The sequence below is a fragment of the Jeotgalibacillus sp. S-D1 genome, assembly GCF_004358665.1.
GTDB lineage: Bacteria > Bacillota > Bacilli > Bacillales > Jeotgalibacillaceae > Jeotgalibacillus.
In genome coordinates, this window is the sequence record NZ_SMZR01000008.1 from 1 (window position 1) to 25,841 (window position 25,841).

The 25,841-nt window shown below is 43.1% G+C and carries 22 protein-coding genes; 4 read left to right on the forward strand and 18 right to left on the reverse strand.

Annotation, left to right across the window (positions count from 1 at the left end):
* The 6 genes from E2R51_RS17455 to E2R51_RS17480 all read right to left on the reverse strand — a co-directional run.
* Positions 1-1,736, reverse strand: a 1,736-nt coding sequence (locus E2R51_RS17455) for an NTTRR-F1 domain (protein ID WP_133378383.1), incomplete at its 3' end; no start/stop codon positions are given.
* A gap of 903 nt (positions 1,737-2,639) precedes the next feature.
* The gene (locus E2R51_RS17460; RefSeq protein WP_133378384.1) at positions 2,640-4,310 is read right to left on the reverse strand and encodes a collagen-like triple helix repeat-containing protein; all 1,671 of its coding nucleotides are present in this window, start codon (positions 4,308-4,310) and stop codon (positions 2,640-2,642) included.
* Between the two features lie 396 nt (positions 4,311-4,706).
* Positions 4,707-6,404 carry an alpha-helical endospore appendage domain-containing protein gene (locus E2R51_RS17465; RefSeq protein ID WP_205703347.1) on the reverse strand — a complete coding sequence of 566 codons (1,698 nt, stop codon included), beginning with the start codon at positions 6,402-6,404 and terminating at the stop codon, positions 4,707-4,709.
* Positions 6,405-6,757: 353 nt separating this feature from the next.
* Positions 6,758-7,474, reverse strand: a complete 717-nt coding sequence (locus E2R51_RS17470; RefSeq protein WP_133378385.1) for an N-acetyltransferase — start codon at positions 7,472-7,474, stop codon at positions 6,758-6,760.
* Complete coding sequence (locus E2R51_RS17475; RefSeq protein ID WP_133378386.1) at positions 7,471-8,559, reverse strand: Gfo/Idh/MocA family protein; 1,089 nt, start codon at positions 8,557-8,559, stop codon at positions 7,471-7,473. The genes E2R51_RS17470 and E2R51_RS17475 overlap by 4 nt, the downstream gene beginning before the upstream one ends.
* Positions 8,553-9,665 carry a DegT/DnrJ/EryC1/StrS family aminotransferase gene (locus E2R51_RS17480; RefSeq protein ID WP_133378387.1) on the reverse strand — a complete coding sequence of 371 codons (1,113 nt, stop codon included), beginning with the start codon at positions 9,663-9,665 and terminating at the stop codon, positions 8,553-8,555. Before E2R51_RS17480 ends, E2R51_RS17475 begins: the two co-directional genes overlap by 7 nt.
* Before the next feature lie 186 nt (positions 9,666-9,851).
* Here E2R51_RS17480 and E2R51_RS17485 point away from each other — a divergent pair, with 186 nt between their 5' ends.
* Complete coding sequence (locus E2R51_RS17485) at positions 9,852-11,183, forward strand: nucleotide sugar dehydrogenase (protein WP_133378388.1); 1,332 nt, start codon at positions 9,852-9,854, stop codon at positions 11,181-11,183.
* Positions 11,184-11,253: 70 nt separating this feature from the next.
* On the opposite strand, the gene E2R51_RS17490 is transcribed toward E2R51_RS17485, so the two are convergent.
* The 3 genes from E2R51_RS17490 to E2R51_RS19890 all read right to left on the reverse strand — a co-directional run bounded on the left by E2R51_RS17490 (position 11,254) and on the right by E2R51_RS19890 (position 12,771).
* Positions 11,254-12,036, reverse strand: coding sequence for an SDR family oxidoreductase (locus tag E2R51_RS17490; protein WP_133378389.1), 783 nt, complete (start codon positions 12,034-12,036; stop codon positions 11,254-11,256).
* Positions 12,037-12,113: 77 nt separating this feature from the next.
* Positions 12,114-12,560: a staygreen family protein gene (locus E2R51_RS17495; protein WP_133378390.1), complete on the reverse strand. Its 447-nt coding sequence runs from the start codon at positions 12,558-12,560 to the stop codon at positions 12,114-12,116.
* A 70-nt stretch (positions 12,561-12,630) separates the two neighbouring features.
* Positions 12,631-12,771: a hypothetical protein gene (locus tag E2R51_RS19890; protein WP_165967266.1), complete on the reverse strand. Its 141-nt coding sequence runs from the start codon at positions 12,769-12,771 to the stop codon at positions 12,631-12,633.
* 292 nt (positions 12,772-13,063) lie between these two features.
* Between E2R51_RS19890 and E2R51_RS17500 the strand changes: the two genes are divergently transcribed.
* Complete coding sequence (locus tag E2R51_RS17500; protein WP_133378391.1) at positions 13,064-13,486, forward strand: hypothetical protein; 423 nt, start codon at positions 13,064-13,066, stop codon at positions 13,484-13,486.
* A gap of 52 nt (positions 13,487-13,538) precedes the next feature.
* On the opposite strand, the gene E2R51_RS17505 is transcribed toward E2R51_RS17500, so the two are convergent.
* From E2R51_RS17505 to rlmD, 3 genes are all read right to left on the reverse strand, one after another.
* Complete coding sequence (locus tag E2R51_RS17505) at positions 13,539-16,295, reverse strand: hypothetical protein (protein ID WP_133378392.1); 2,757 nt, start codon at positions 16,293-16,295, stop codon at positions 13,539-13,541.
* 388 nt (positions 16,296-16,683) lie between these two features.
* Positions 16,684-17,196, reverse strand: a complete 513-nt coding sequence (locus E2R51_RS17510) for a YehS family protein (protein WP_133378393.1) — start codon at positions 17,194-17,196, stop codon at positions 16,684-16,686.
* A gap of 27 nt (positions 17,197-17,223) precedes the next feature.
* Positions 17,224-18,603, reverse strand: a complete 1,380-nt coding sequence (gene rlmD / locus E2R51_RS17515) for a 23S rRNA (uracil(1939)-C(5))-methyltransferase RlmD (protein WP_133378394.1) — start codon at positions 18,601-18,603, stop codon at positions 17,224-17,226.
* Between the two features lie 224 nt (positions 18,604-18,827).
* On the opposite strand from rlmD, the gene E2R51_RS17520 reads away from it, so the two are divergent.
* Positions 18,828-19,271 carry an NUDIX hydrolase gene (locus E2R51_RS17520; protein ID WP_133378395.1) on the forward strand — a complete coding sequence of 148 codons (444 nt, stop codon included), beginning with the start codon at positions 18,828-18,830 and terminating at the stop codon, positions 19,269-19,271.
* 94 nt (positions 19,272-19,365) lie between these two features.
* Here E2R51_RS17520 and E2R51_RS17525 read toward each other — a convergent pair whose 3' ends face one another.
* The 5 genes from E2R51_RS17525 to gatC form a co-directional block, all read right to left on the reverse strand.
* A complete protein-coding gene (locus tag E2R51_RS17525; RefSeq protein ID WP_133378396.1) occupies positions 19,366-20,319 on the reverse strand; it encodes a diacylglycerol kinase in 954 nt (317 codons plus the stop codon).
* Positions 20,320-20,518: 199 nt separating this feature from the next.
* Positions 20,519-21,076, reverse strand: a complete 558-nt coding sequence (locus tag E2R51_RS17530; protein WP_133378397.1) for a thioredoxin family protein — start codon at positions 21,074-21,076, stop codon at positions 20,519-20,521.
* A gap of 143 nt (positions 21,077-21,219) precedes the next feature.
* Positions 21,220-22,653: an Asp-tRNA(Asn)/Glu-tRNA(Gln) amidotransferase subunit GatB gene (gatB, locus tag E2R51_RS17535; RefSeq protein WP_133378398.1), complete on the reverse strand. Its 1,434-nt coding sequence runs from the start codon at positions 22,651-22,653 to the stop codon at positions 21,220-21,222.
* 12 nt (positions 22,654-22,665) lie between these two features.
* Entirely contained in the window at positions 22,666-24,123 is a 1,458-nt protein-coding gene (gatA, locus tag E2R51_RS17540; RefSeq protein WP_133378399.1) for an Asp-tRNA(Asn)/Glu-tRNA(Gln) amidotransferase subunit GatA, read from the reverse strand.
* Between the two features lie 12 nt (positions 24,124-24,135).
* Positions 24,136-24,426: an Asp-tRNA(Asn)/Glu-tRNA(Gln) amidotransferase subunit GatC gene (gene gatC / locus E2R51_RS17545; protein WP_133378400.1), complete on the reverse strand. Its 291-nt coding sequence runs from the start codon at positions 24,424-24,426 to the stop codon at positions 24,136-24,138.
* A gap of 277 nt (positions 24,427-24,703) precedes the next feature.
* Here gatC and E2R51_RS17550 point away from each other — a divergent pair, with 277 nt between their 5' ends.
* The gene (locus E2R51_RS17550; protein ID WP_133378401.1) at positions 24,704-24,946 is read left to right on the forward strand and encodes a hypothetical protein; all 243 of its coding nucleotides are present in this window, start codon (positions 24,704-24,706) and stop codon (positions 24,944-24,946) included.
* Between the two features lie 401 nt (positions 24,947-25,347).
* On the opposite strand, the gene E2R51_RS17555 is transcribed toward E2R51_RS17550, so the two are convergent.
* Complete coding sequence (locus tag E2R51_RS17555) at positions 25,348-25,782, reverse strand: YueI family protein (protein WP_133378402.1); 435 nt, start codon at positions 25,780-25,782, stop codon at positions 25,348-25,350.
* Positions 25,783-25,841 lie beyond the last annotated feature (59 nt).

Below are 25,841 nucleotides of genomic sequence, written 5' to 3' on the forward strand. Positions count from 1 at the left end.
GCTCCCGTTGCTCCTGTTACACCAGTTGCTCCAGTTACACCTGTTGCACCAGTTACTCCTGTTACACCAGTTGCTCCAGTTGCACCCGTTGTTCCTGTTACGCCAGTTGCACCCGTTGTTCCTGTTACGCCAGTTGCACCAGTTGCTCCAGTTACACCTGTTGCTCCGGTTGTTCCGGTTACTCCGGTTACACCTGTTGCTCCGGTTGCTCCGGTTACACCTGTTGCTCCGGTTGCTCCGGTTACACCTGTTGCTCCGGTTGCTCCGGTTACGCCAGTTACACCAGTTGCTCCAGTTACACCCATTGCTCCAGTTACGCCAGTTGCTCCAGTTACACCCGTTGCTCCCGTTGCTCCCGTTGCTCCCGTTGCTCCCGTTGCACCAGTGGCTCCTGTTGATCCAGTAGCTCCTGTTACGCCAGTCGCTCCAGTTACACCAGTGGCTCCTGTTGATCCGGTTACGCCGGTTGCTCCGGTTACACCCGTTGCTCCAGTTACTCCTGTTGCTCCAGTTACACCAGTTGCACCAGTGACGCCAGCTGCTCCAGTGACGCCAGTTGCACCAGTTGCACCAGTTACACCAGTTACTCCAGTCGCTCCAGTTGCTCCAGTCGCTCCAGTTGCACCAGTTACTCCTGTTGCTCCAGTTACTCCTGTTGCTCCGGTTGCACCAGTTACACCAGTTACTCCAGTTGCACCAGTTACTCCTGTGGCTCCCGTTGCTCCTGTTACACCAGTTGCTCCAGTTACACCTGTTGCACCAGTTACTCCTGTTACACCAGTTGCTCCAGTTGCACCCGTTGTTCCTGTTACGCCAGTTGCACCAGTTACACCAGTTACACCAGTGGCTCCAGTTACTCCGGTCGCTCCAGTGACTCCCGTTGCACCCGTCACTCCGGTTGCACCCGTTGCTCCTGTGACTCCAGTGGCTCCAGTGATTCCAGTTGCTCCGGTTACTCCGGTTACGCCAGTCGCTCCAGTGACTCCTGTTGGTCCTGTGACTCCAGTTACGCCTGTTGCACCAGTTGCGCCTGTTACGCCTGTTACGCCTGTGGCTCCTGTGGCTCCTGTGGCTCCAGTTGCACCAGTTACTCCTGTGGCTCCAGTTGCTCCGGTTGCTCCAGTTACACCAGTAACTCCAGTTGCGCCTGTTGCTCCGGTTGCTCCAGTTACGCCTGTGGCTCCAGTTACACCTGTGGCTCCTGCGGCCCCTGTTGCACCAGTTATTCCGGTTGGTCCGGTTGGTCCGGTTGGCCCGGTTGGTCCTATCGTTTCAGTTACGGTCAAAAATGCAACATCATCTACAAAAATTGGGGAACTATTTGGCAAAGCTAATTTTTGAATGAGGACTACTCCAAATGCTGTTCCTGGCGGGGAAATGCTTGTTGTGCCGTATACCTCTAACCAGTCTCCAGCCGGTGGCAGCCGATTGGTTGAAATATTTAAAGCTAATCCCCTGCTTAAAAAATTAAAAGATGAATCGTAGTAGTCTACTACTATAATAATTGGAGGATTAGGGTTATTGTTCTGTTTAGCTAATGAAGCAATGAATTCGAATCTTTCCCCTGGATTTACAATGACGGTTTGAGCTATAAATGCTACTGATGTAGTGGCTAATAAGGCACTATAGGTTCCTGTATGACTTGTCTGTGATGTTACTGAGGCATTTAATCCGGTCCAAGGTGGTAAGGATCCAGTTTCAAATCCACCATTTATTACTCTATTTTCAATGGTCACTTTTTCACTTCCTTTCATATATAAAAGCTTCATATTATCTTATGAAAATAATTTAGAGTGGTTTAAGCATTTGTCCCTGTCTTTATTACATTTTTTGAAATTAATTCCTTTACCGGTACATGAGGTAAACCTTATAATTTCAAAACTACAAAACGGTAATTATCAAATAAATAATCTGCTTTCTTCAGATAAAAAGTGCTTATCCAACGCTACACTTTAATCAAATAATGATCTCAATTAATTATCGATAAGCTATTTAGTTTAAATCCTGCTTCCCTGTGACCAAAATTGGTTATGACCTTGAATATTTAAATCTTTTTAAAATTGGTTGCAGCATTTTTTTAAAGCTCATTAGGTTTTCAGATGTACCTTCCTCAACGCTTTCAGCGCATAAGCCTAATATATTTTCATCTTTTCAATTCAAAATCCAAGGAAGCTTCTTTTGATAATACGGATACACTAGTAATGCGGGTCTCTAACTGCCCTTGTATTCTTTTTGGTCTCAAGACTCAGGGTGAACCGGTTATTTTTTTAAACTACCCATTTACTAGAATAGGAGAACTGTAATTAGTGTCTGGACGAGCAATTAATATGATTTCTTACAGAGTTACAAATGCATCTAATCTCTCTAAGGAGGCAGAGAGCCTGTTACAAGTCCTCCATTCATTACTCAAATTTTAAGTTTCATTTATTCACACCCTTTCTGCGTTTTTTAGAAACCCATATTTAATTTATAAGAGCTTCCTTATAGCTTATGGATATTACTTGTTGTTGCTTATGTAGATAGCCTTAATTTTAAAATCTTTAAATTTATTGAGAATTAATAGATAGTTTAAATATTCTTACAAGAATATTTAAAAGGCAATCCGGCTTATAGGCCGAATTGCCTTCATTCATTCGCTGTTAGCTTAATCCGATGATATTTAATGCCCTTGTATTTGCTGTGATTGTTAATATATTTGTGCCTGTTACAGTTATTCTGATCTCATAAGTGTGAGTACCTGCAGCCGGGGTATCAAACCATGTCATATTAGGGATCTCACTAAATAATCGAACAATGTTTATTGGCTTTTCACCCACATTAGTTTCAGATATAGTGGTGATAAGGGCATCGTCTCTGAAAAGTGAATATGCAACGGTATAATCGAATGCAGTACTTAAACCTGCTACTACATCAACCTCTACCATAGAATCAATTTTTAATGACTGTGTTCCATCAGTTGTTATAGATACCGTTAGAACTGTTGTTTCTTCATCAGGATTGATTCCAGTACCAGCTTGGGACTGATCGAATTGGAATAAACCGACTCCTCCTGCTGGACCTGTTGGCCCTTGTGCTCCTGTTGGACCTGCTGGACCTGTGGCTCCTGCCGGTCCTGTGGCTCCCGCTGGACCTGTGGCTCCGGTTGCCCCTCCGCCTGGACCTGTTGGCCCTTGTGCTCCTGTTGGACCTGCTGGACCTGTGGCTCCTGCCGGACCTGTGGCTCCCGCTGGACCTGTGGCTCCCGTTGCTCCTCCGGCTGGGCCGGTTGGACCTTGTGCTCCGGTTGGACCTGCTGCGCCCGTTGCTCCTGCTGCGCCTGTCGCTCCTGCTGCGCCGGTTGGACCTGCTGCGCCCGTCGCTCCTGCTGCTCCATCTGCGCCCGTCGCTCCTGCTGCTCCGGTTGGACCTGCTGCGCCCGTCGCTCCTGTTACTCCCGCTGCTCCTGTTGGACCTGCTGCGCCTGTCGCTCCGTCTGCACCTGTCGCTCCTGCTGCTCCGGTTGGACCTGCTGCTCCGGTTGGGCCTGCTGCGCCTGTCGCTCCTGCTGCTCCGGTTGGACCTGCTGCTCCGGTTGCTCCGTCTGCACCTGTCGCTCCTGCTGCTCCGGTTGGACCTGCTGCTCCCGTTGCTCCGTCTGCACCTGTCGCTCCTGCTGCTCCGGTCGGACCTGCTGCTCCCGTTGCTCCATCTGCACCTGTTGCTCCCGTTGCTCCTGCTGCTCCGGTTGGACCTGCTGCTCCGTCTGCACCTGTCGCTCCTGCTGCTCCGGTTGGACCTGCTGCTCCCGTTGCTCCGTCTGCACCTGTCGCTCCTGCTGCTCCGGTCGGACCTGCTGCTCCAGTTGGACCTGCTGCTCCAGTTGGACCTGCTGCTCCGGTCGGACCTGCTGCTCCAGTTGGACCTGCTGCTCCCGTTGCTCCTGCTGCTCCAGTTGGACCTGCTGCTCCGGTTGGACCTGCTGCTCCGGTTGGACCCGGGGCACCTGTTGGGCCTGGGGCACCTGTCGAGCCAGAATCATCAATGATTCCACTTACCTGTTTAAGCTTGTTATCCAGCAATAATTCTTTTTTCATTGCCAGTTCCAACATTTCTTGCACACTTTCATTTACTTCCAGAATTTCGGGTAAAGTAGCTGCATTAGATAGTCCTGGCAAGGTGCCAAGGGCATACTGAATTTTTTCTCCTTCTGCATTTAAGATATGGGCCAGGCCTAACTCTTCCATCGCAATAGAAGCTAAAAGCAAATTAATGGCGTCATCTCTTGTGAGTGTAATATTTGGGGAAATATTGGGGATGTTTGGATGTGACATTTGATTTCTCCTTTCATTTTTTTTTTGAACAATTAATATGGCAAATTAAAACCATAATTGCTCTTCATATACTATTCATTACCTGAAGCTTTGGTATAAGCTAATTACCTTAAAAAGATTTAGGGATTAACAAGACTGACTATATATGAGCAAACAATTTTTAAATGAATCGTAATAATCTACTATGATAATAGGAGGAAATCTTATTCCTGGATTTACAGTTACTGTTTGAGCTATTAATGCTACTGATGCCATTGATAGCTCTGCATTTTTTACAAATGATGATCAAAATTATTTACGATAAGCTGTATAGTATGGTCTTAGGTCCTGTCACCAAAGTTGAACCTAAACTTAAAAAATTATAATTCTCTATGCCGAAAATTAATTTTTTCGATTCTATATACCTGCAATCCATGGCGACAAATTTATAATATCTGAGGTATTAATAATCTGCCCAACACTAAACAATGGTATATTCTGTACTCTAAAGTTAATCGGGAAAGCTGGTGCAGTTCCGCCTACACCGGTAAGTCTTCCTCCTAAAAATGCTCCATTAACTTGGTTGTATACCGCAAGATAATAAACATTAGTTGGCGAAAGAGTAACTGGTGCGGTTAACGGCAAAGTAAACAATCCTGGAGTTAGTGATGTGGCAACTGTGGTTACAGCAATAACCTGTGCAGAAGTTGTACCAGTTGGCTGTAATACAGCCATTTGGAAGTTGCCGGTTGACCCTACTTGAGTAACATATGCAGCAAGACTGGTAATTGTAGTTGAATCGCCTTTATATGCGAGAGCACCTATTGCCTGGCTGTTTCCTCCACTAACATTAAATGGAATTCGTTCATCTAGATCACCAATTTTAATTGTTTCAATAAATGACCCTGATCCAGCAGCCCCTGTTGGGCCTGGTGCTCCCGTTGCTCCGGCTGGACCGGTTGCTCCTGTTGCTCCGGCTGCTCCCGTTGCTCCGGCTGCTCCTGTTGCTCCGGCTGCTCCCGTTGCTCCTGTTGCTCCGGTTGCTCCTGTTGCTCCGGTTGCTCCGGTTGCTCCTGTTGCTCCTGTTGCCCCGGCTGCGCCTGTTGCTCCGGCTGCTCCGGTGGCTCCGGTTGCGCCTGTGGCTCCTGTAACCCCCGTTGCTCCGGCTGCGCCTGTTGCTCCTGTTGCCCCGGCTGCTCCCGTTGCTCCGGCTGCTCCTGTCGCTCCGGCTGCTCCCGTTGCTCCTGTTGCTCCGGTTGCTCCGGTTGCCCCGGCTGCTCCCGTTGCTCCTGTTGCTCCGGCTGCTCCGGTTGCTCCGGCTGCTCCCGTTGCTCCTGTTGCTCCGGTTGCTCCTGTTGCCCCGGCTGCTCCCGTTGCTCCTGTTGCTCCGGCTGCGCCTGTTGCTCCCGTTGCTCCGGCTGCTCCTGTTGCCCCGGCTGCTCCCGTTGCTCCGGCTGCTCCTGTGGCTCCGGTTGCCCCTGTTGCTCCGGCTGCTCCTGTGGCTCCGGTTGCCCCTGTTGCCCCTCCAGCTGGACCGGTTGGACCTTGTGCACCTGTTGCGCCTGTGGCTCCGGTTTGTCCAGCTGCTCCTGTGGCTCCGGTTGCTCCGGCTGCTCCTGTAACTCCAGTTGCCCCGGCTGCTCCGGCTGCGCCTGTGGCTCCGGTTGCGCCTGTTGCCCCGGCTGCTCCCGTTGCTCCGGCTGCTCCTGTTGCTCCCGTTGCTCCGGCTGCTCCGGTTGCGCCTGTTGCTCCTGTTGGACCCGGGGCACCTGTTGGACCCGGGGCACCTGTTGGACCCGGGGCACCTGTCGAGCCAGAATCATCAATGATTCCACTCACCTGTTTAAGCTTGTTATCCAGCAATAATTCTTTTTTCATTGCCAGTTCCAACATTTCTTGCACACTTTCATTTACTTCCAGAATTTCGGGTAAAGTAGCTGCATTGGATAGTCCTGGCAAGGTGCCAAGGGCATACTGGATTTTTTCTCCTTCTGCATTTAAGATATGGGCCAGACCTAATTCTTCCATTGCAATAGAAGCTAGAAGCAAATTGATGGCGTCATCTCTTGTGAGTGTGATATTTGGGGAAATATTGGGGATGTTTGGATGTGACACTTGATTTCTCCTTTCATCTTTTTAAAGTTTGACATTTGATTTGCAAAAAACAGAGTTTGTTCATCAGTTACCATACATATCTTCAATGAATTTCTTTAAGCTAAAAAATTCAGGTAAATAAGTTAACACTCATTCGCTCCTTTTTTTGAAAATCTAGCAGTCCGAAGAACATTAAAAGACAATTAATAGAAGGTTCCCGTGAACAATATCCGCCATCCCTCCTTATGACGGAACTATTTCACCTATTGGTTTACAATAATGAAACTCTACTATTGTATGTTTTTAGAAGATTAGGGGTGATGACAAATTGACTATAAAATATTATTTATTTTACATATAAAAAACCAATGCCATTAATCAGCACTGGTTTTAGTATTTTTGCTTAGCGGTTTGGATGGATTTCCTACTACGATGTCCTTTGCGGCTACATTCTTTGTTACAACCGCTCCCGCTCCTACGATCGCACCTTCACCAATTATAATAGAAGGAAGTAATGTAGCATTGTTGCCAATTTTAGCTCCTTTTTTTATGACCGGCCCCGCATGAGCGTAGTTCCCCATTCCCATATATTTATCATTTGAAGAGGAAAAACAGGGTCCTATAAATACATCATCTTCAATTATCATGTCTGCTGTTACATAAGAGCCGGTTTGGATGGTTACTCTTTCCCCCACTGTGGTTTTATTCTCAACAATTGCGTTTCTTCCTACTATACTGTCTCTGCCTATCCGTACATTTTCTCTAATGCTGGCAAGATCACCGATAAAAACACCTTCACTTATATGAACTCCTCGATACACGACACAATTACTTCCTATTACGGCCCCAGTTTGAATGATCAGCGGAGATAACGTAAGAGAGGGTTTTCTTGCCATTTTTTTATTGGTGCCCGGGTACCTGCCCAGCGTCGTTAGGTCATGGATGTGTACTTCATTTTCAATTACTGTATCCTTTTTGATGACAACATTATGGCCAATAATCACATTATCACCAATCTTTACTCCATCTTCTATCACCACATTTTCTCCAATAGAAACGTTTTTTCCTATTTGGGCGGCTGGACTAATCATGTTTTTTTCCTCCCAACAGATACTTGTTTCATTTCTTTTGTTGAAAAACTTGTCACCGGCATAGTTATCGGGTTTTTAAGATTATTTGACTGATAAATAGCGAAAATCGCTTCCAGGGCTCTTTTCCCTTCTGACGCATCCATGACAAGGTCTGATTGATCGTTTTCTATGCAGTCGATAAAATTTTGATACATATAGAAGTGTTCATTTTTTTTGCTGCTTAGTGTCTTAAGTTCCTCAACCAGCAGATCCCCGTTTTCGATAAAGCAATGGTCCAGCCGATCCAGCCCGTTCCCGCTGATGGTCAGTGATCCTTTTTCACAAAACAAAGACAAAGAATATCCCTGATTGCTTGGTTTGGTCACTGAATTCACTTCAATGACTCCCTTTGCGTGATTCGAAAAATTAATAATGCCCGCAGCAAAATCCTCCGTTTCTTTTTGATGGAGGCTGCCAGCACCAATTTCACCATAAACAGTCTCCATATCACCTAAAAGCCAGATTAATAAATCCACGATATGAATTCCCTGGTTAATCAGCATTCCGCCATCGTGTTCCCAGCTGCCTCTCCAGGTCGCTTGAGCATAGTACTCTGGTGAACGATTAATTCGGGCAGAAGCGACTCCCAGATAAGGATCTCCCAGGTGGCCTTCCTTGAGAACCTGTTTAATCTTTGCCATCACTGGCCTGTAACGGAGCTGGTGACAAACTAACACCTTCTTTTGTTTTGCTTTCGATAGGGAGATAATGTCATCTGCTTCTTCTATTGAGAGCGCCAAAGGCTTTTCTACTATTACATGTTTGCCTGCCAGTAAGGCCTGCTTTGCTATATTTCCGTGAAGCCCTGAAATAACAGCGATCAGGACAATATCGATTTCTTCATCTTGAATCAGGTCCAGATAATCTTCGTAATACTCGATTGAACCGATATGTCCTTTGGCTTTCCGGTAATAATTTGCTGCCGTTTCCATCTTGCTTTTTTGGACATCGCTTACTGCCGCTAATTCCACACGATTGATTCTGAGCAGGGTATCCAGGTGTTTTTGAGAAATATAACCGCAGCCGATTATCCCGATTTTCAACATGAAAGGATCTCCTCGCTTTCACGAATGGCTGCTATTACTTTATCCTGGCTTTCGACACTCAAAAAAGGGTGCATTGGTATGGCAAACAGCTTTTCTGTAAGAGCTTCTGCGATTGGAAGGGACCCCTTTTGATACCCCAATCCTTTAAAGGCTTCCTGCAAATGAAGACAGCAAGGGTAGTAAATTCCGGTTTGTACATTTTTCTGACGTAAATACTCAGTGATCTCTTTCCTGTAATCGGTTTCGAGGCAATATAGATGATAGACATGAAGGCTGCCTGAGGAGACTGCAGGCGAATGAACATGTTTCAGATCTTTTAAAGAAGCTCTGTACCTTGCAGCGATCGTACCTCTTTGCTGATTCCATTGATCAATATGTTTTAAGCAGGTGAGTAAAATAGCCGCATGCAATTCATCCAGTCTGCTGTTATAGCCAATTTCATTATGAAAATATTTTTTTACGCTTCCATGTATTCGTAATGTCCGAATTCTCTTAGCGAGGGCAGGATCAGACGTTGTGATCATTCCACCGTCTCCTACTGTGCCAAGGTTTTTGGTTGGAAAAAATGAAAAACAAGCTGCATCTCCCAAGCTTCCTGCTGCTTTGCCTTTATACTCAGCACCGAATGCCTGACACGCATCTTCTATTACAAGTAGGTTATGTTTTTTTGCCAGTTGATTTATTTCATTCATATGGGCGGTCTGTCCGAACAGATGCACCGGTATAATGGCTTTCGTTTTTGGCGTGATTTTTTCCTCAATTTTTAGTGGACAGAGCGTAAATGTTATGGGGTCGATATCCACAAAAACAGGCGTTGCTCCCACTCTGCTAATCGCTTCTCCAGTGGCAAAAAAGGTAAATGGCGTCGTAATCACTTCGTCACCTTTTCCAATTCCGTAAGCATCAAGTGTAAGAATTAATGCATCCGTGCCGTTCGCAACGGCAACAGCATGGGAGACCCCAAGTTTTTCAGCTATTTTCTCTTCCAATTCCTCCACTTTCGAACCTAAGATATACTGACCGCTTAGCAGGACCTTTTCCATTTCATCTATTAATTCATCCTTAATGGTTCCAAATTGCTGTTTTAAATTGATTAATGGAATCATTCTGCCGCTCCTTTAAAAACAGATTCGTAGTACATGATTATTTTATTTATAAATTCCTGGGTGGTGACAATATAGAAAAATAAGTCATTACTTGGCGCAGGGTTGACTTTTTACGTTCAAATAGTAACTCCTCATATTTAATGGCATATAAAGTAGTACCACTGATTTTTTGAAAGGAACGAAAATATGTCACTTAAAAATAAAAGCAAGGATGAACATGTTCATACAAATAATGAAGAGAAAATAGTAATTGGCATGGTCGGTCTTGGCTATGTAGGATTGCCCGTAGCATTGGGGTTTTCCAAAAAATACAGCGTGATCGGTTATGACGTGAGCCCTAAAAGAGTTCAGACCTTATCAAATTTTGAGGATTATACGGGGGAAGTTACAGGGGAGCAATTGAAAAACTCCGGCATTGTATTTACAACCGACGAAAAAAAGTTAAACCAATGCAGTTTTATCATTGTCGCTGTTCCCACTCCTATTTCAACGAGCAAAGAACCCGATTTAACCTACTTAAAAAATGCCTCAGCTGTGATCGGGAAAAATCTTTCGAAGGATGCTGTTGTTGTATATGAGTCCACTGTTTATCCAGGCGCCACAGAAGAAGTCTGCATCCCTATTCTGGAAGCTCACTCCGGCTTACAGGCAGGGAAGGATTTTTTTGTTGGTTATTCACCGGAAAGAATTAATCCAGGGGATAAGGAACATACCTTTGAAGTCGTAAACAAAGTCGTATCCGCCCAGGATGAAAAAACACTGGAGAAAGTCTACCAGCTGTATCAAAGTGTCATTACAGCACAAGTTGTTAAAGCTTCTACGATTAAGGTAGCGGAAGCTTCAAAAATACTTGAAAATACGCAGCGGGATATTAATATTGCCTTAATGAATGAAGTTTCCCTAATCTTTAATAAGTTAGGCATTGATACCTTTGCAGCAATTGAAGCAGCCAGTTCAAAATGGAACTTCATACCATTTCACCCTGGACTCGTTGGAGGGCACTGTATTGGAGTCGATCCATACTATTTAATCCATAAATCAAAAGCAGCCGGATACATCCCTCACTTTTTGAGCGCTGCAAGGGAAATTAATGATTTTATGCCGGAATATATCGTTACTTCCTTACTTAAAGAAGCTGTATTGCAGAAAAAGAATCCAAACGATCTTGTTATTACCGTTATGGGTGTGACATTTAAACCAGATATCCCTGATATTCGCAATTCAAAGGCAATTGAAATCATAGAGGAATTGCAAAACCTGGGATTAAAGGTACAGGTATGCGATCCTCATGTTAAGAAAGAGCAATTTGCAAGTGAAGCATTGATCGATTTAAAAAAACTGGATCAATTAGAAAAAGCGGATGTGTTACTTATAGCCGTTCCTCACAGTGCTTTTATCACTCTGCCTGTAAATATCTTTAAAGATCTGTTGAAAGACAGAAAGGGTATTATTATGGATATTAAAGGACTCCTCTCCTCTTCAGAGCTGGGGGATGACATCGTATTGTGGAAACTATAAACACATAATAAAGCCTGAACCCAGTATAATACTGAGTTCAGGCTTTTTGGCTGCCGGAGACTGTCATAATTCAGATATCCATTTCCCATCGTTCTTTTTCTGTTTCTTTTAATTGCTTTTCTGTTTCTTCTGGATAGACTGTGCGGAACTTGTGCTGATCAGAAGGAATGATTTCAATCATTTTATTTATCATATCTTCGGGATTAAACTCTTTTAGTCCTTCTTCCTGCTCAAGCATATCTTCTCTGCGTGTAAAATGTTTTTCATCATCAAACCACTTCCATTTTTCTTCTGCGCTACGTTTGTTAAATCCTGTTGCATAAGGCCCCGGGTTGATGGTTGCCACTTTCACCCCATGCTTTTGAAGCTCTGCCTGCATGGTTTGTGCGATTCCTTCCAGGGCATGTTTTGTTGCTGTATATGGTCCAACATAAGGTGTCGCCGAGATCCCAGCCATAGAACTCATGAATACAATCTTGCCGCTTCCTTTTTGAACAAGCTTACGTGCAGCAAATTGCGCCGTTTCAAGCGTTGCAAAAACATTTACCTCAAAGAGCTCCCGGAATCGATCCATCGGCACTTCCCCCAGCGGCCCGCCTTCGTTGATGGCTGCATTTGCTACAAAAACATCAAAATCATATTTTTCAATCTCTAAAAGATCACGCGGGTTCGTAATATCCAGCTTAAATACCTGAATGTCCAGTTCCTGCTGCTCCGCTTCCCGCAGTAGATCCGTTTTCTGAGAAGTATTTTCTGTGGTCGCGATCACACGATGACCTTTTTTTGCCAGACCAAGCGCCGTGCCTCTGCCAAGTCCAGTTCCAGCGCCAGTTATAAAAATTGTTTTATTCATTATTTGTTCCTCCTATAAAAATGTCCTACCCCCTTTCTTCCCATTACAAAAGAACCTGAAACCGACCAGAAAATGAACTATCGGTAATCTGCCATCCTGCCCCATTTTTCAATTTTATTGTACACCGGATCTGTTGAATCAAAATGAATCCAGATCGGTGCAAAATCCAATGGAGGATGCGCTGAAAATAATCCCCCGTCCCCATAGCGGATCGCTTCTAATGCAAGCGGCATTTCTCTTCTGAATATGGCATTTCGCACTCCCAATGCTGATGATTCATTCTGCCCGCCCACATATACATACACCCACAAATAACACTGGCTATTATGGATCCGCCATTCGGCCAGGACTTCATCCCGCATAGCAGTAATCTTATCGGCGGCATATTCCAGCCCGATCGTTAAAAATAAATTTGCCGTTACATCTGAATGCGTCAAAGTATACTTCCGTCCAATGATTGGCTCTGTCTGCATCACGCCTGGTCTGAATTCCACAAAAAGCTTGCTAGGATCCAGCTTTTTCATTCACTATCACCCCATCATTCGTATGGTTTTATACTGTATGCTTTGCAGGGGCAAGAGTGAAGACTCATTACTATTTAATGAGAGCCAGTAAGATTTGAATGAATTTAACCGCATTTGCAAGTACCACAGCGATTGCGGCAGCCATTTGAACCATGTGTTTAAATTGAATCTGCTTTTTTGGTTTGCTGTTGTTCGATGGATGTCCTTGCATACACTTTTCAACCTCCTTCGTTCATCTGCTGCTATCATTATTTTAGAACATATGTTCTTATTTTAAACATGGGAATATATAGCACTGATGATCATTTGAAATGATCGAGCACTATTAAGTGATTTTCTTTCGGTATAACAGCTATTTAACCCTTGAAAAACCTTTTTTTCTTTGTTTAAATTTCCAAATAAGCTTAGAATGTTTAATATGTAAGGGTTTTTTGGCTTTATCCATGGCAATTGCTTCTAAACACACACCCGTTAAAAATAGATGAAAAAGGATGAATGCTCATATGATGTATTTTTGGGAAATAGAAAAAATCATTAAAGAGACACTGCAGGAACTTAAGTTAAGTTTGTCATACGAAATTGACAATCAATTAAAGGCCCCTATGAGCTTTAATATTTCGACCAATACAATAAAATTTAATTACATTCAAATCAATCAATACAAAGGAAAAATGAATGTCAGATTGAAGGAGACGAATGAAAATTTCGTAAAACTTATGCTTTATCGGGAAATTGGCTATTATTTAGATTTCAAGAAAAATAAACATGATTTAAGAACCTTGATGTACGGAGGAGAAGAGGAGAAAAAACAGCTTATGAAACTTATCGAAAAAAACGCTTGGGTTTTTGGACGGACACTTGTGCCTGAGGAGCTTTTGGGTTCGTACGATAAACTGTATGAATTGGATAAAATGTTTAGTGGGTAAAATCGCAAAAAACGCCTCCAGATACAATGGAGGCGCTGATACTGCCTGATACTTAAAAATAGAGGTAGCTTTTATTTTTACCTGAATTAATTTCGATTCTTTTTAGCTCTTCATCATAAGGAATCAGCTTACTAAACTCCCCTGTTGAATTTGATTTAACCTTATACATTTTACTGCCGGCTTTGATGGTTATACGCTTATTTTTAAGGGGCCGGCCTTTGGAATCTGCAATCGATCCCAATATGCGTACCTGCTCTCCCTCAATCTCGTAAGCCGAAAGAACAGTATCCTGTTTTTTTCGTTTCTTCGCTTCGCCCACCACTAATTTGTTGCTTATGCTGTCCCGAATGACGTTAATCTTTTTACCTTTACCCGTTTCAAAAACAGCTTTAGACTGTACCGGATAGAGAGTAATCTGGTCAAGATCAGCAGGTACTTTTCCGCTATTAATCAGTTTGATTCCTTTTTGACCCTCAGTTACTTTAATATCACCTGCATGGATAATCTGAACGGATTCTTTTTTATCCGTTAAATCTACAGAAAGAGTCTGTGCTTTTTTAAATTTCATGGAGATTTGACTTGGCTCTTTAGTTGTTCTTGCGCTTACATAAACACGATATTTTCCAGCTTTGATCTCTTCAGGCAGCTCCATTTCTTTTTCCTGGCCGGAAGGCATTTCAATGTAATAGCCTTTTGAGAAATCGGTGCCTCCCGCTCTTAATTCAGGTGTATTCGCTTTAAAAAGCTTTACACCTGCCAATGAAACGTATCCTTTGTTAAACCATTCATTATCGGAGTCAACGGAAAATTTTATTCTGAGCTTGATGGTATCTTCCGGAATGGCAGCCACCGGCACTGTTTTTATTGCACTTCCGCCAGAATACCAATGGCGAAAATGATAATTTACTCCTTGCACCTCAGAAATCACTTTGCTTTCACCTTCTGAGTTTAAAGCAATGACCTCAGCAGTCAACTGGGTATCAAACTCCAGCCGTGTGGCAAATTCCAGGTTAACAGAATCACCCGCTTGAAGCGTGCTTACCACTTCGTTCATCGGAATATCCTGATATAAATTTGCATCATCGTACAATCTGGTATTGTTATACCCCGAGCCTTTCACAAATAAAGCGTTTTGCCCCTGCCACCCTTCCACTATTTCAGCTTCTCTGTCGCGGGATTCCTCTGGGATAACGTCGTTTTTTTCTATGTTTTCATTTGTTTCATCCAATCCCGGATCATCAAAAGGTTTCGTAACAATCGCTGTATCAGGGTTTGACAAGCTGGCATTAGAAACCGGTAAAGGCTCATCCGGCTTTTCGATATATTGATCCTCCACTTCAAGCTTTACCGCTTTGTTTTTTTCTTTTTCAGTGGAAAACAAGGCAGTTGTGCTAATGTCATTCTGTAAAATGCGGGCAAGAGCCCTGATCGCTTCAACATTGGATTCAGCACCTGAATTGTGATTTACCTTGTCTTCATCAATTGCATCAAACGCGATACCAAATTCCTGATTAAACATCGGTACATTCCTGTCATTGTTTCCAAGCCACCACTTGCCGGCTATGCCTGCCATGAAAGCATATTTTTCTTTACCCGTCACTTCAAATAATTTGATGAAGTTATCCACGTAAGATGCGGTTCCATAATTAATCTGAGGATACACAATGTCATTGGGCTGCTTTGAAAATGCTCTTCCTGAAATCAGCAGATCACTTAAAAAACTGTCGGCTGCAAGCTCTGCCGCAGCTATCCAGTTCTCGTTCCCGGTGGCTTTTCCTGCCAGTGCCATTGATGCCGTCTGCTGGCTTCCCCATTCGTTCCAAATATCTGTCCTGTCTGAATATGTACTCATAAATCCACCAAAAGGATACTCAATAAAATCTCCAAATTGAGAGGCATAAAGCGATTCTCCCAGCATTTGAATATTTTCCTTAACAGTCACATCCGGTGCTGCTTCATGATGTTTGGTCAGAGCATCCAATGCGATGGTGGAAACCCAGTTGTCATACAAATCCCAGGCAGGATAATCCTTCCCATCCTTCGTTGTATAGGTTCCATAGTTTGGCTTTACTCTTTCGTTAATTCGTTGACTTGACAGGTCCATATGCTCCTTTACCCTTTGGGCAAGTTCCGGATCTTCCTCTGCAAGAATTTCATAAGAATAGCTAAGTGCGGTATAGGCTCTTGCTGCCCAATAGCTGAAGGTTTTAGAGGAAGAATGAGAGTCTCTTTTGTAAATTTCACCGTCATCGTTTAATGCAACAAAATTTCGGAAGTCACCATCCTCTTCCTGCATCCACATAACAAATTCCAAGCCTTCTTTCATTTTGTTTAAGCTGTGGGTGTCTTTGTAAAGCCTGTAATGTTCCACATAAGCGGTAACCGCCCTGCTCACATCATCCAAAGCTGCAATCCCTTCCTGCGGATCGCCAACATAATGATATCCCTGACTGATATCATCGGGGTTATTGGGTTCTGCATAAAGCCTGGTTATCATCATATCCGTCCCCTGCACCGTTTCCTTTTCGTTCAGCCAGTTCAGGTGATTCAGATTCAGGTAGAATTCATCTTCTTTTTTTAAGATAAATTTCTTAAAATAAGATACATCCTTATAAGTGAGTTCATTGTCTTTATCAAAATCATATTTACTAAAGAATTGATTGTTTTTAATCGCTCTTTCTATCTTTTTCACCTCTCCATTTGAACGGTTAGGTGTATGATTTCCATTTTTTGAACTTACTGCATGGCCAGTTGAATAAGCAGGGACTACCAGGCAGATGATCAGAAGTAAAGTAAGCCAATGTTTCATCGAATTCTCCTATTCTATTAAATATTTGCGGGGACCGTTTCAATGGACTTAAACTTAACTAACTTGCGGCGCAACTAATGAAAGCGTATACATTTTAGAAAATACTTTACAGTTTCACCCCTTTTCCACACCTCCAACATTTTAAATCGTACTGTTAATATAGTATTCTACTTTTTGTAATGTTATATGTCAAATTATTTTTAATATTATAACTATAATAGTAACGTTATTTTAACATTACAAAATAATGTGCGGTAAGATAAACTGAGTAATGAGAGAAGACGAATCCACAAAAAAAGTTCTCACGAAATAAATTCGTGAGAACTTTATCTAAGCAAGATCATTGTCTACTTTGATCACTCAAAGTAGACATTATGTCACCTATTTACTAAACTCTATTCCTTAAAGCCAAACCCTTCAGAAAATTCCTGAGGTATTTGTCTCCGCATTCTTTATAATTTTTGTGCCCTTCCTTGCGCAGCAATGCACTTAATTCCCCTTTGGTAATCGTGACGCCCGCTTCACCAATAATCTCGATAATGTCATCGCTTGTTAATTGAAGCGCAATCTTAATTTTTTTCAACACAACATTATTTACACTGGCATGGCTTTTTATTGTAAAAGGAGGCCGATCCGGCTGTCCGGGTTTTGATTCCTGCGGTCCTCTATTAAAAAGGATAAATCCATTTAAAAACGATTCGAGCATCCGATTGTCACAGCGCATCTGGTATACTATTTCTTCTGTATCATCTGCTTCATTTTCAATCGTTTCTTTTGTCAGAATCTCTACCGTCTCTTCTTTCGTTAGCTCACCCCCGCCAAGTTTAAACATCTCTGCCATATCGATATCTTTTATGTCCAATGCATATCTTAAACGTACTAATATATCATTATTTTCCATAACTTAACCTCCCTGAATCCTTTCCTGTCAAAGTTCCAGCACCGCAACTGCTTCAACATGTGAAGTCTGTGGAAACATATCCACTGGCTGCACTTTTTTCGTTTGGTATCCTCCGTCTTCCAGTACACGCAGGTCACGTGCCAACGTTCCCGGATTACACGACACATAAACAACCCGTTTCGGTTTCATCTCGAGAATTGTTGTGAGAAGGGCTTCGTCACAGCCTTTACGCGGAGGGTCCACAACAATGACATCTGCTTTCTTTCCTTCTTTGTGCCATCTTGGGATCACTACTTCTGCAGGACCTGCTTCAAATTCCGCGTTATCGATACCATTCAGTTCTGCATTAATCTTTGCATCTTCAATCGCTTGTTCAACAATCTCTACGCCATATACCTTTTTTGCTTTTTGAGCCAGAAATAGTGAGATTGTGCCAATCCCGCAGTAAGCGTCAACCACGGACTCTTCTCCTGTCAGTTCAGCGTACTCCAGAGCTGTCTGATATAAGACCTCCGTTTGTACAGGGTTGATCTGATAAAAACTTCGTGCAGATATGGCAAATTGAATGTTCCCGATGGAGTCATAGATAACCTCTCTTCCCCAAAGGACAGTTGTCTGATCCCCCATAATGACATTTGTTTTTTGATTATTGACGTTATGAACGATTGACGTCAATCCTTTAATATTCTCTTTTAGCATATCAACAAGTTCTGACAGATGCGGTACATGATTGCTTCTTGTGACCAAAACGACCATCACTTCTCCTGAGGTCCGGCCGTAACGGATCACAACATGTCTCAGCACGCCTTTATGGCGCAATTCATCGTAGGGCTGAATGCCAAGCTCGTTTGCTTTTTCTTTTACCAGCTGCATCACCTGATCACTGACCTGCTCCTGGATGATACACTGATTAACATCGACAATTTCATGGCTTCTTTTTGCATAAAATCCGGATATCACGCGGCCATCGCTTCTGCCAATGGGAACCTGGCTTTTATTGCGGTAGCGCCATGGCTCTTCCATTCCAATCGTCGGATGAACCGGTACATGAGGCAGTTTCCCAATACGCGCCAATACCTCCTGTACCTGTTTTTGTTTTGCTTTCAGCTGGCCTTCGTAGCTTAGATGCTGCAATTGGCAGCCGCCGCAGCGGTCATAAACAGGACAAGGCGGTTCTACCCGGTCCGGACTTTTTTCATGCCACTCCATCAGCCGTCCAAAGCCGTAATTTTTGGTGGTTTTCACGACCTTCACATCAATTGCTTCGCCTGGGAGAGCATTGGGAATAAAAAGAGGATATCCCTCGACTTTTCCTACACCATGCCCTTCATGTGTTAAATCTTCTATGGTTACTTGCAGCACATCATTTTTTTTAACGGGGATTACTCCCTCGTGTTTTTTCGCCATTATAATCTTCCTTTTCGCTAATATCACGTTCCATAACAATGCATTTCATTTTAGCATACATTTATTTTTTCTGCGATTTTCAAAAATTTGTTTATTTTGAGTCAAAACCGGGTATACATATGTCACCCCCATTTTATTTGCAGGTTGAAATAGTTGTCATAATTGTTTATAATTAAGAAACAATTCTATATTTTCTTAAAATTTTTACAAAAGGAGGGCTTTGCATGGGACATTCACCATTCGTAAAAAGAAAAGTATTAGCTTATATCACAAGGGAACAAAACGGTCATAAAGAATTACTTGTCTTTACACACCGCGACTACCCAGAAGCTGGCCTTCAGGTACCAGGCGGAACCGTTGAGGATACTGAGCTGCTGATCGACGCATTATACCGCGAAGTAGAAGAAGAAAGCGGGCTTAAGCGTGAGGATCTGCATCTGCAAGGAAAGCTTCACAAGCAGATGTATTATGCAGAAGATCGTGAAAAATACTACGAACGAAATTTCTTTCATTTAGAAGTAAAGGCAAAAACGCCCGATGAATGGGAATATGTTGTCGAAGGAGACAGCGAAGATGGCGGAATGCATTATAATTTCCAGTGGGCTCCAGTGGAAGAATGTACATTAGCTGCGGATCAGGATAATGCGGTTGAATGGCTGTATCAATAAAAAAGTTAGTCTTTCGGGGCTGACTTTTTTTATTTGACCAGCTGCATGGAAAAAGGCAAAAAAAAAGACTGCTCCCCCATGGGAACAATCTTTCTCAATCATATAAACTGTTTTTCAGCGTAACCGTTTTATCCTGTTCAACAACATCCTGCTCGCGAAGCTGATCCAGTGGAGCAAATACTGTTAGATGACGATAGAGATTTTGGAATTCTGCAGGCAGCAAACCTCCAAATTCACCGTCAAGATTAAGCTGCACTTTTTCTTTAGCTGTGACCTTAATATGATTGGCTTTCACATACACCAAATGTGGATCATTTAAATGTTCCCCGCGCAGTGCTAATGAAATAATACGGATGGTTTCAGCCAGATTGGTTTTCTTCAAAAACATAAGCGTAAACAATCCATCGTTAATAGAAGAATCAGGTGCAAGCTTTTCAAATCCGCCAACTGAATTGGTCAGGCCGACAAGAAATATCATTACTTCTCCTTCAAATACTTTGCCGTCATACTCAATCCGCACATCAGATGGTTTGAAGGAAGGGAGCATCTCAATTCCTTTTAAATAGTAGGCAAGCTGACCAAGCATGGTTTTTAGCTTGCTTGGCACTTCATAAGTCAGTTCTGTAATACGGCCACCGCCAGCGATATTAATGAAATACCGGTTATTCATGCGGCCAAGATCAACAGGAATGGTCTCGCCTTTTAAAATAACATCGAGTGCCTTATCAATGTCGCGCGGAATGTGCAGGGCCCGGGCAAAGTCATTGGTTGTCCCCATGGGGATCAGGCCAAGCTTTGGACGGTTTGGTTTTTCAGCCAGGCCATTCACCACTTCGTTCAGCGTCCCGTCTCCCCCTGCAGCGATCACCAGGTCATAACCGCGTTTCACAGCAGTTTCTGCCGCAATTGTCGCGTCCCCTTCGCTAGTCGTCGCATGACACGAGGCTTCGTAACCTGCTTGTTCAAGCTTCATCAGTACATCTGGCAAATGCTTTTTAAACAGCTCTCTGCCTGATGTAGGGTTATAAATAATTCTCGCTCTTTTCATAACTTCTCATCCTAATCTTTATAGAATAATGCTTAATTTATATGACTTAATTGTCATTAATAGAAAAAATATCGTTTGCTGATTATTGAATAGATGTGAGTAATGATTATGCAAACAAAAAAAGATAAGCTGGAAACTTCCAGCTTATCTTTATCATACCTCCAATTAAAGGAGATTTCCACTGTCAAGTATGAAATCTTTATAACGGCTGCAAGGTTGCCTTTAATTCTCCATAAACCTCAAGCCAAAAATCCTCCCGCTCTTTATAGGCAGCCGTAAGCTGTTTTATCAGCAGTTCCTGTCCCGCTTTAAAGGCCTCATCTTCTTTTGCAGGCAGTTCGCTTCTGGCCTGATCCACGAAGGCTTGTACCTTTGCTGCGCGCGGGCCCCATTTTGCCACCTCTTCGCCTAGATCATTTATAAAAATAAAAATAGGTATAGAGCGAGCAGTTCCATTAGTTAAGTATTGATCCATCAGATCAGCATGTTCATCCCTCAATATAAATCGAATATCAAGATTGGCGGCCTTTCCAAGAGCAATCAGAACAGGATTGTTCATCATCGCATCACCGCACCAATCCTCTGTAATGACAATCACTCTTAAATTCCTTGAAGCAAGCTGATCAAAAAAAGCCTGATCATCCGGCAGATTGAATTCCTGCAATACATGCTCCATATTGTCTTTATGGAACGTCATCTGGCTTATGTATTCTTCTATTGTTAAGCCTTTATTAAACCAATAATTTAATGCGGTCATGTTTGACACCTCTTTATATGGATTTTCTATTAGAATGGCATACTGGCAATCTTTTTACCATTATTTTGATTCTGTAATTTCCACAAAAAAACTGCCTCCCAATGTGTCAGCTCATGCTGACAGGGAGGCAGTTAGGTCATGTATTATCTATTTTTAATTTCCTGATTCAGAAGTTTATTTACCATCGGCGGATTTGCCTGACCTTTTGAGGCCTTCATAATCTGGCCGACCAGGAAGCCGATTGCACGGTCTTTACCATTTTTAAAGTCTTCAATGGATTGCGGATTGGCATCCAAAACATCCGTAACATATTTTAGCAATTCGCCTTCATCCGAAATTTGAACAAGACCCTTATCTTTTACGATCTTTTTCGGATCGCCGCCTTTTTCAATCAGTTCTTTAAAGACTTTTTTAGCAATTTTAGATGAAATCGTTCCATCCTCGATCAGCTTGATCATGCCAGCAAGTCCTTGCGGAGTCAGTGCAACCTCTTTCAGTTCCTTCTGCCCGGCATTTAAATAAGCAGATACTTCTCCCATCAGCCAGTTGGAAGCCAGTTTAGGATCTGCCCCCTGCTCAAGTGTTGCTTCGAAGAAATCTGACATTTCTTTTGTAAGAGTTAACACCATCGCATCATAGCCAGGGAGACCAAGATCTTCCACATAGCGCTTTTTGCGTGCGTCAGGCAGTTCAGGTATTGTTGCGCGAACCGCTTCTCTCCACTCTTCATCAATATACATTGAAACAAGATCCGGTTCAGGGAAGTAGCGGTAGTCATCCGATCCTTCCTTCACACGCATTAACAGGGTTTTACCCGTAGCTTCATCAAAGCGGCGTGATTCCTGCTGAATTTCTCCGCCTGAAAGCAGTACCTGCTCCTGGCGAATTTCCTCATGCTCAAGTCCTTTTTTCACATAGTTAAACGAATTTAGGTTTTTAAGCTCCGCTTTTGTGCCAAACTCTTCCTGACCAACAGGACGCAGTGAGATATTGGCATCACAGCGAAGTGACCCTTCTTCCATCTTACAGTCAGATACGCCGGTGTATTGAATAATCGATTTGACCTTTTCTAAGTAAGCATAGGCTTCTGCAGGCGTACGCAGGTCAGGCTCAGAAACGATCTCAATTAGCGGTGTTCCCTGACGGTTGTAGTCACAAAGAGAATAACCCTTGTCGGTATGCGTCAGTTTCCCTGCATCTTCTTCTAAATGAAGACGGGTAATGCCGATGCGCTTTTTATAGCCATCCACTTCGATTTCCACCCAGCCATGTTCGCCAATCGGCTGATCAAACTGAGAAATCTGATATGCCTTTGGATTATCCGGATAAAAGTAATTTTTGCGGTCAAATTTAGTAGACTCTGCAATTTCGCAGTTTAAAGCCATTGCAGCTTTCATGCCCCACTCCACTGCCCGCTTATTGATTACAGGTAAAACCCCCGGATAGCCAAGATCAATTACATTTGTGTTTGTGTTCGGTTCTGCACCAAAATGAGCAGGTGCAGGAGAGAACATTTTGGAGTCAGTTTTTAATTCCACGTGAACTTCAAGTCCAATAATCGTTTCAAAATTCGTCATATTTTCTCCCTCCTACAATTCTGGTCGCAGTGTATGATGATCAGTTGCTTGCTCAAATGCGTGAGCAACACGGTATACAGTGCTTTCATCAAAATGCTTGCCGATTATTTGCAGACCAAGAGGCAGACCGCTGCTTGAAAGTCCTGCCGGTACAGAAATTCCCGGCACTCCGGCAAGGTTAACCGGAATCGTTAAAATATCGTTGGCATACATCGTTAGAGGATCATCCACTTTTTCACCAATTTTAAATGATGGTGTTGGTGTAGTTGGTCCGACTACTACATCATATTGTTCGAAGATTTGATCAAAGTCCTGTTTAATCAGTGTACGCACCTGCTGGGCTTTTTTATAATACGCATCATAATAGCCTGAGCTTAGGGCATACGTTCCGAGCATAATACGGCGTTTCACTTCATCCCCAAAGCCTTCAGCACGCGTCTTTTTATAAAGGTCAATCAAATTTTCCGCATTCTCTGCACGATATCCATAGCGAATTCCATCAAAACGTGCAAGGTTAGCCGATGCTTCTGAAGAAGAAAGCAGGTAGTATGTTGCTACTCCGTATTTAGAGTGAGGCAATGATACCTCGTCCACCGTAGCTCCCAAACCTTCTAGCACTTTTAATGCTTCACGGACGGATTGACGAACTTCCTCGCTTACACCCTCGCCCATGTATTCTTTTGGCACAGCGATTTTTAATCCTTTAATGTCACCAGTCAATGCAGATTTGTAATCCGGCACTTCCACATTTGCAGAGGTTGAATCATTTGGGTCAAGTCCAGCAATCGCTTGAAGAAGGTAGGCATTATCTTCAACGTTGCGTGTGATCGGTCCAATTTGATCAAGAGAAGATGCGAATGCAATCAGTCCGAAGCGGGATACACGTCCATAGGTTGGTTTTAAACCGACTACGCCGCAAAATGAAGCAGGCTGGCGAATCGATCCGCCTGTATCGGATCCAAGTGAAAATGGAACTTCTCCTGCTGCCACAGCCGCTGCTGATCCGCCTGATGATCCACCCGGAACGGTTTCTAAATTCCACGGGTTTTTAGTTTTAGCAAAATGAGAGTTTTCTGTTGATGATCCCATCGCAAACTCATCCATGTTCAATTTCCCAATCGTAATGGCATCCGCAGCAAAGAGTTTATCTGCAACAGTTGAATTATAAATTGGATCGAAATTGCCAAGAATTTTACTTGCTGCCGTAGTGCGAAGACCTTTCGTTACGATATTGTCTTTTACACCAACAGGCATACCAAAAAGCATGCCCTGGCCGTCTGCTGAAAGCTTGCTCTGCAGGGACTCGGCTTGTGCCAATGCGCGTTCTTCATCCAATGTCAGGAAGGCTTGAACCCTATCATCCACTTCTGAAATGCGCTTGTATGATTCACGTACAAGATCCGTAACGGTAATTTCTTTTTTATGTAGAAGACCTTGAAGATCTGCTAGCTTATGCTCAAATAATGACATTCTTTTCCCTCCCTATTCCAGTATTGTCGGCACCTTAACTTGTCCATCCTGATGGTCCGGTGCATTTTTTAGTACTTCTTCACGTGGAAGGCCTTTGCCTGATTTATCTTCACGCATAATATTTTTCATTTCAAGAACATGTGTCGTTGGCTCCACATTAGAAGTGTCAAGCTCATTCAGCTGCTCTGCAAATGTAATGATCGAGCCTAATTGATCAGCAAATTTTTCTGCTTCCTGTTCTGTAATAGACAGGCGGGCCAAGTGGGCTACGTGCTTTACTTCATCTGTTGTAATTTTTGTCATTGTGTAAGTCACCTCCGCGATTGTTCGAACACTCACAATACTGTTTATCATACCAAAAATGCACTTTATAAGGCAAATTGCTTTGAACTTTTTCTTTTTCCAGCCTTCTTTTCAACTGTATGAACCAATTTTTTTGGAATTCAATTACAAAACCGTCCCATTTTAAATAGAAGAAACTTTTTTCCAATAGGGTTGGGGTGGTCATCTAAACATCCTTTAAAGGATTGGTTCATTTCCGTGCTGGCGGGGTTTTTTGCAGGGTTTCGGGATTTGAGCGTTGGCGTTTATCGCTCATATTTTTCTGTTTATCGATCATCTTAGCAGGTTTATCGATCAACTTTCACCACTTATCGAACTAGTTTCTGCTTTTATCGGTCTCGCGGCACCAGGACGGCGGTTTATCTTACTTGTTTTCACTTTTATCGATCACCTTTTCCACTTTATCGATCACCTTTCCGTTTTTATCGGTCTCAGACGGTACTTGGCGCGTGCCGCTCACTTGCCTGGAACGGAGGCATGAAGCCATAGTCGTTTATCGATCATCTTTTTCCGTTTATCCATCATCTCAAACGGTTTATCGATCAACTTTCACCACACATCGAACTAGTTTCTGCTTTTATCGGCCTCGCGGCACCCGGACGACGGTTTATCTTACTTGTTTTCACTTTTATCGATCACCTTTTCCACTTTATCGATCACCTTTCCGTTTTTATCGGTCTCAGACGGTACTTGGCGCGTAACCCTGCTATGCTTCCCCTGTAATTCCCGCCTGCTGCCCACGTGCCCGTTTTTCAATCATTTCACATGATGTTTCTTTCGCCCAGCACCAAACAAAAACTGCCCTCACACGAATCTTATCTTGTTCGTGAGGGCAGTTTAATGAGTTTTCTCCCAGCCTTCAAAGACTTAAATAAGCAGTTACTATTTAAACAGCCGCTTAAAAAAAGAAGGCTTTTTCCTTTTTTCTTCAGCGGAAGATCTTTTTCTTTTAGGCACATCAATCTGTTCGTTGTCCACTGCATCCTCATGAGCAAGCACCAGTCCGTATTCGGAATTATGCTCCTTGTTGGAAACAACTGAATACGTAATTCTATGGCGGTCAGCAAGCTGAATATATTTTGAGAGATATTGATAATTCATATTGCCGTTAAGAAATAACTGCAATGAGGGATGCGCCTTCATTGCCTTTTCGATTTCAGGATACGGCGTGTCTTCTCTCACTTGGTTTTGCAGTAGGACAACTTCAATTCTTTCTCTTATCGAGCCAAGATACAGCCTTCTTTCATCGGGCAAGGTTTCCCTTGCTCCGTAAATGCCATCTTGAATATAATCATCAACATTTTTTTGATTCGACATGGAAACACCTCTCTTCTTGCTAGTGTGTCCATTGTAAGGGAAAAATAAGACGATTTCAT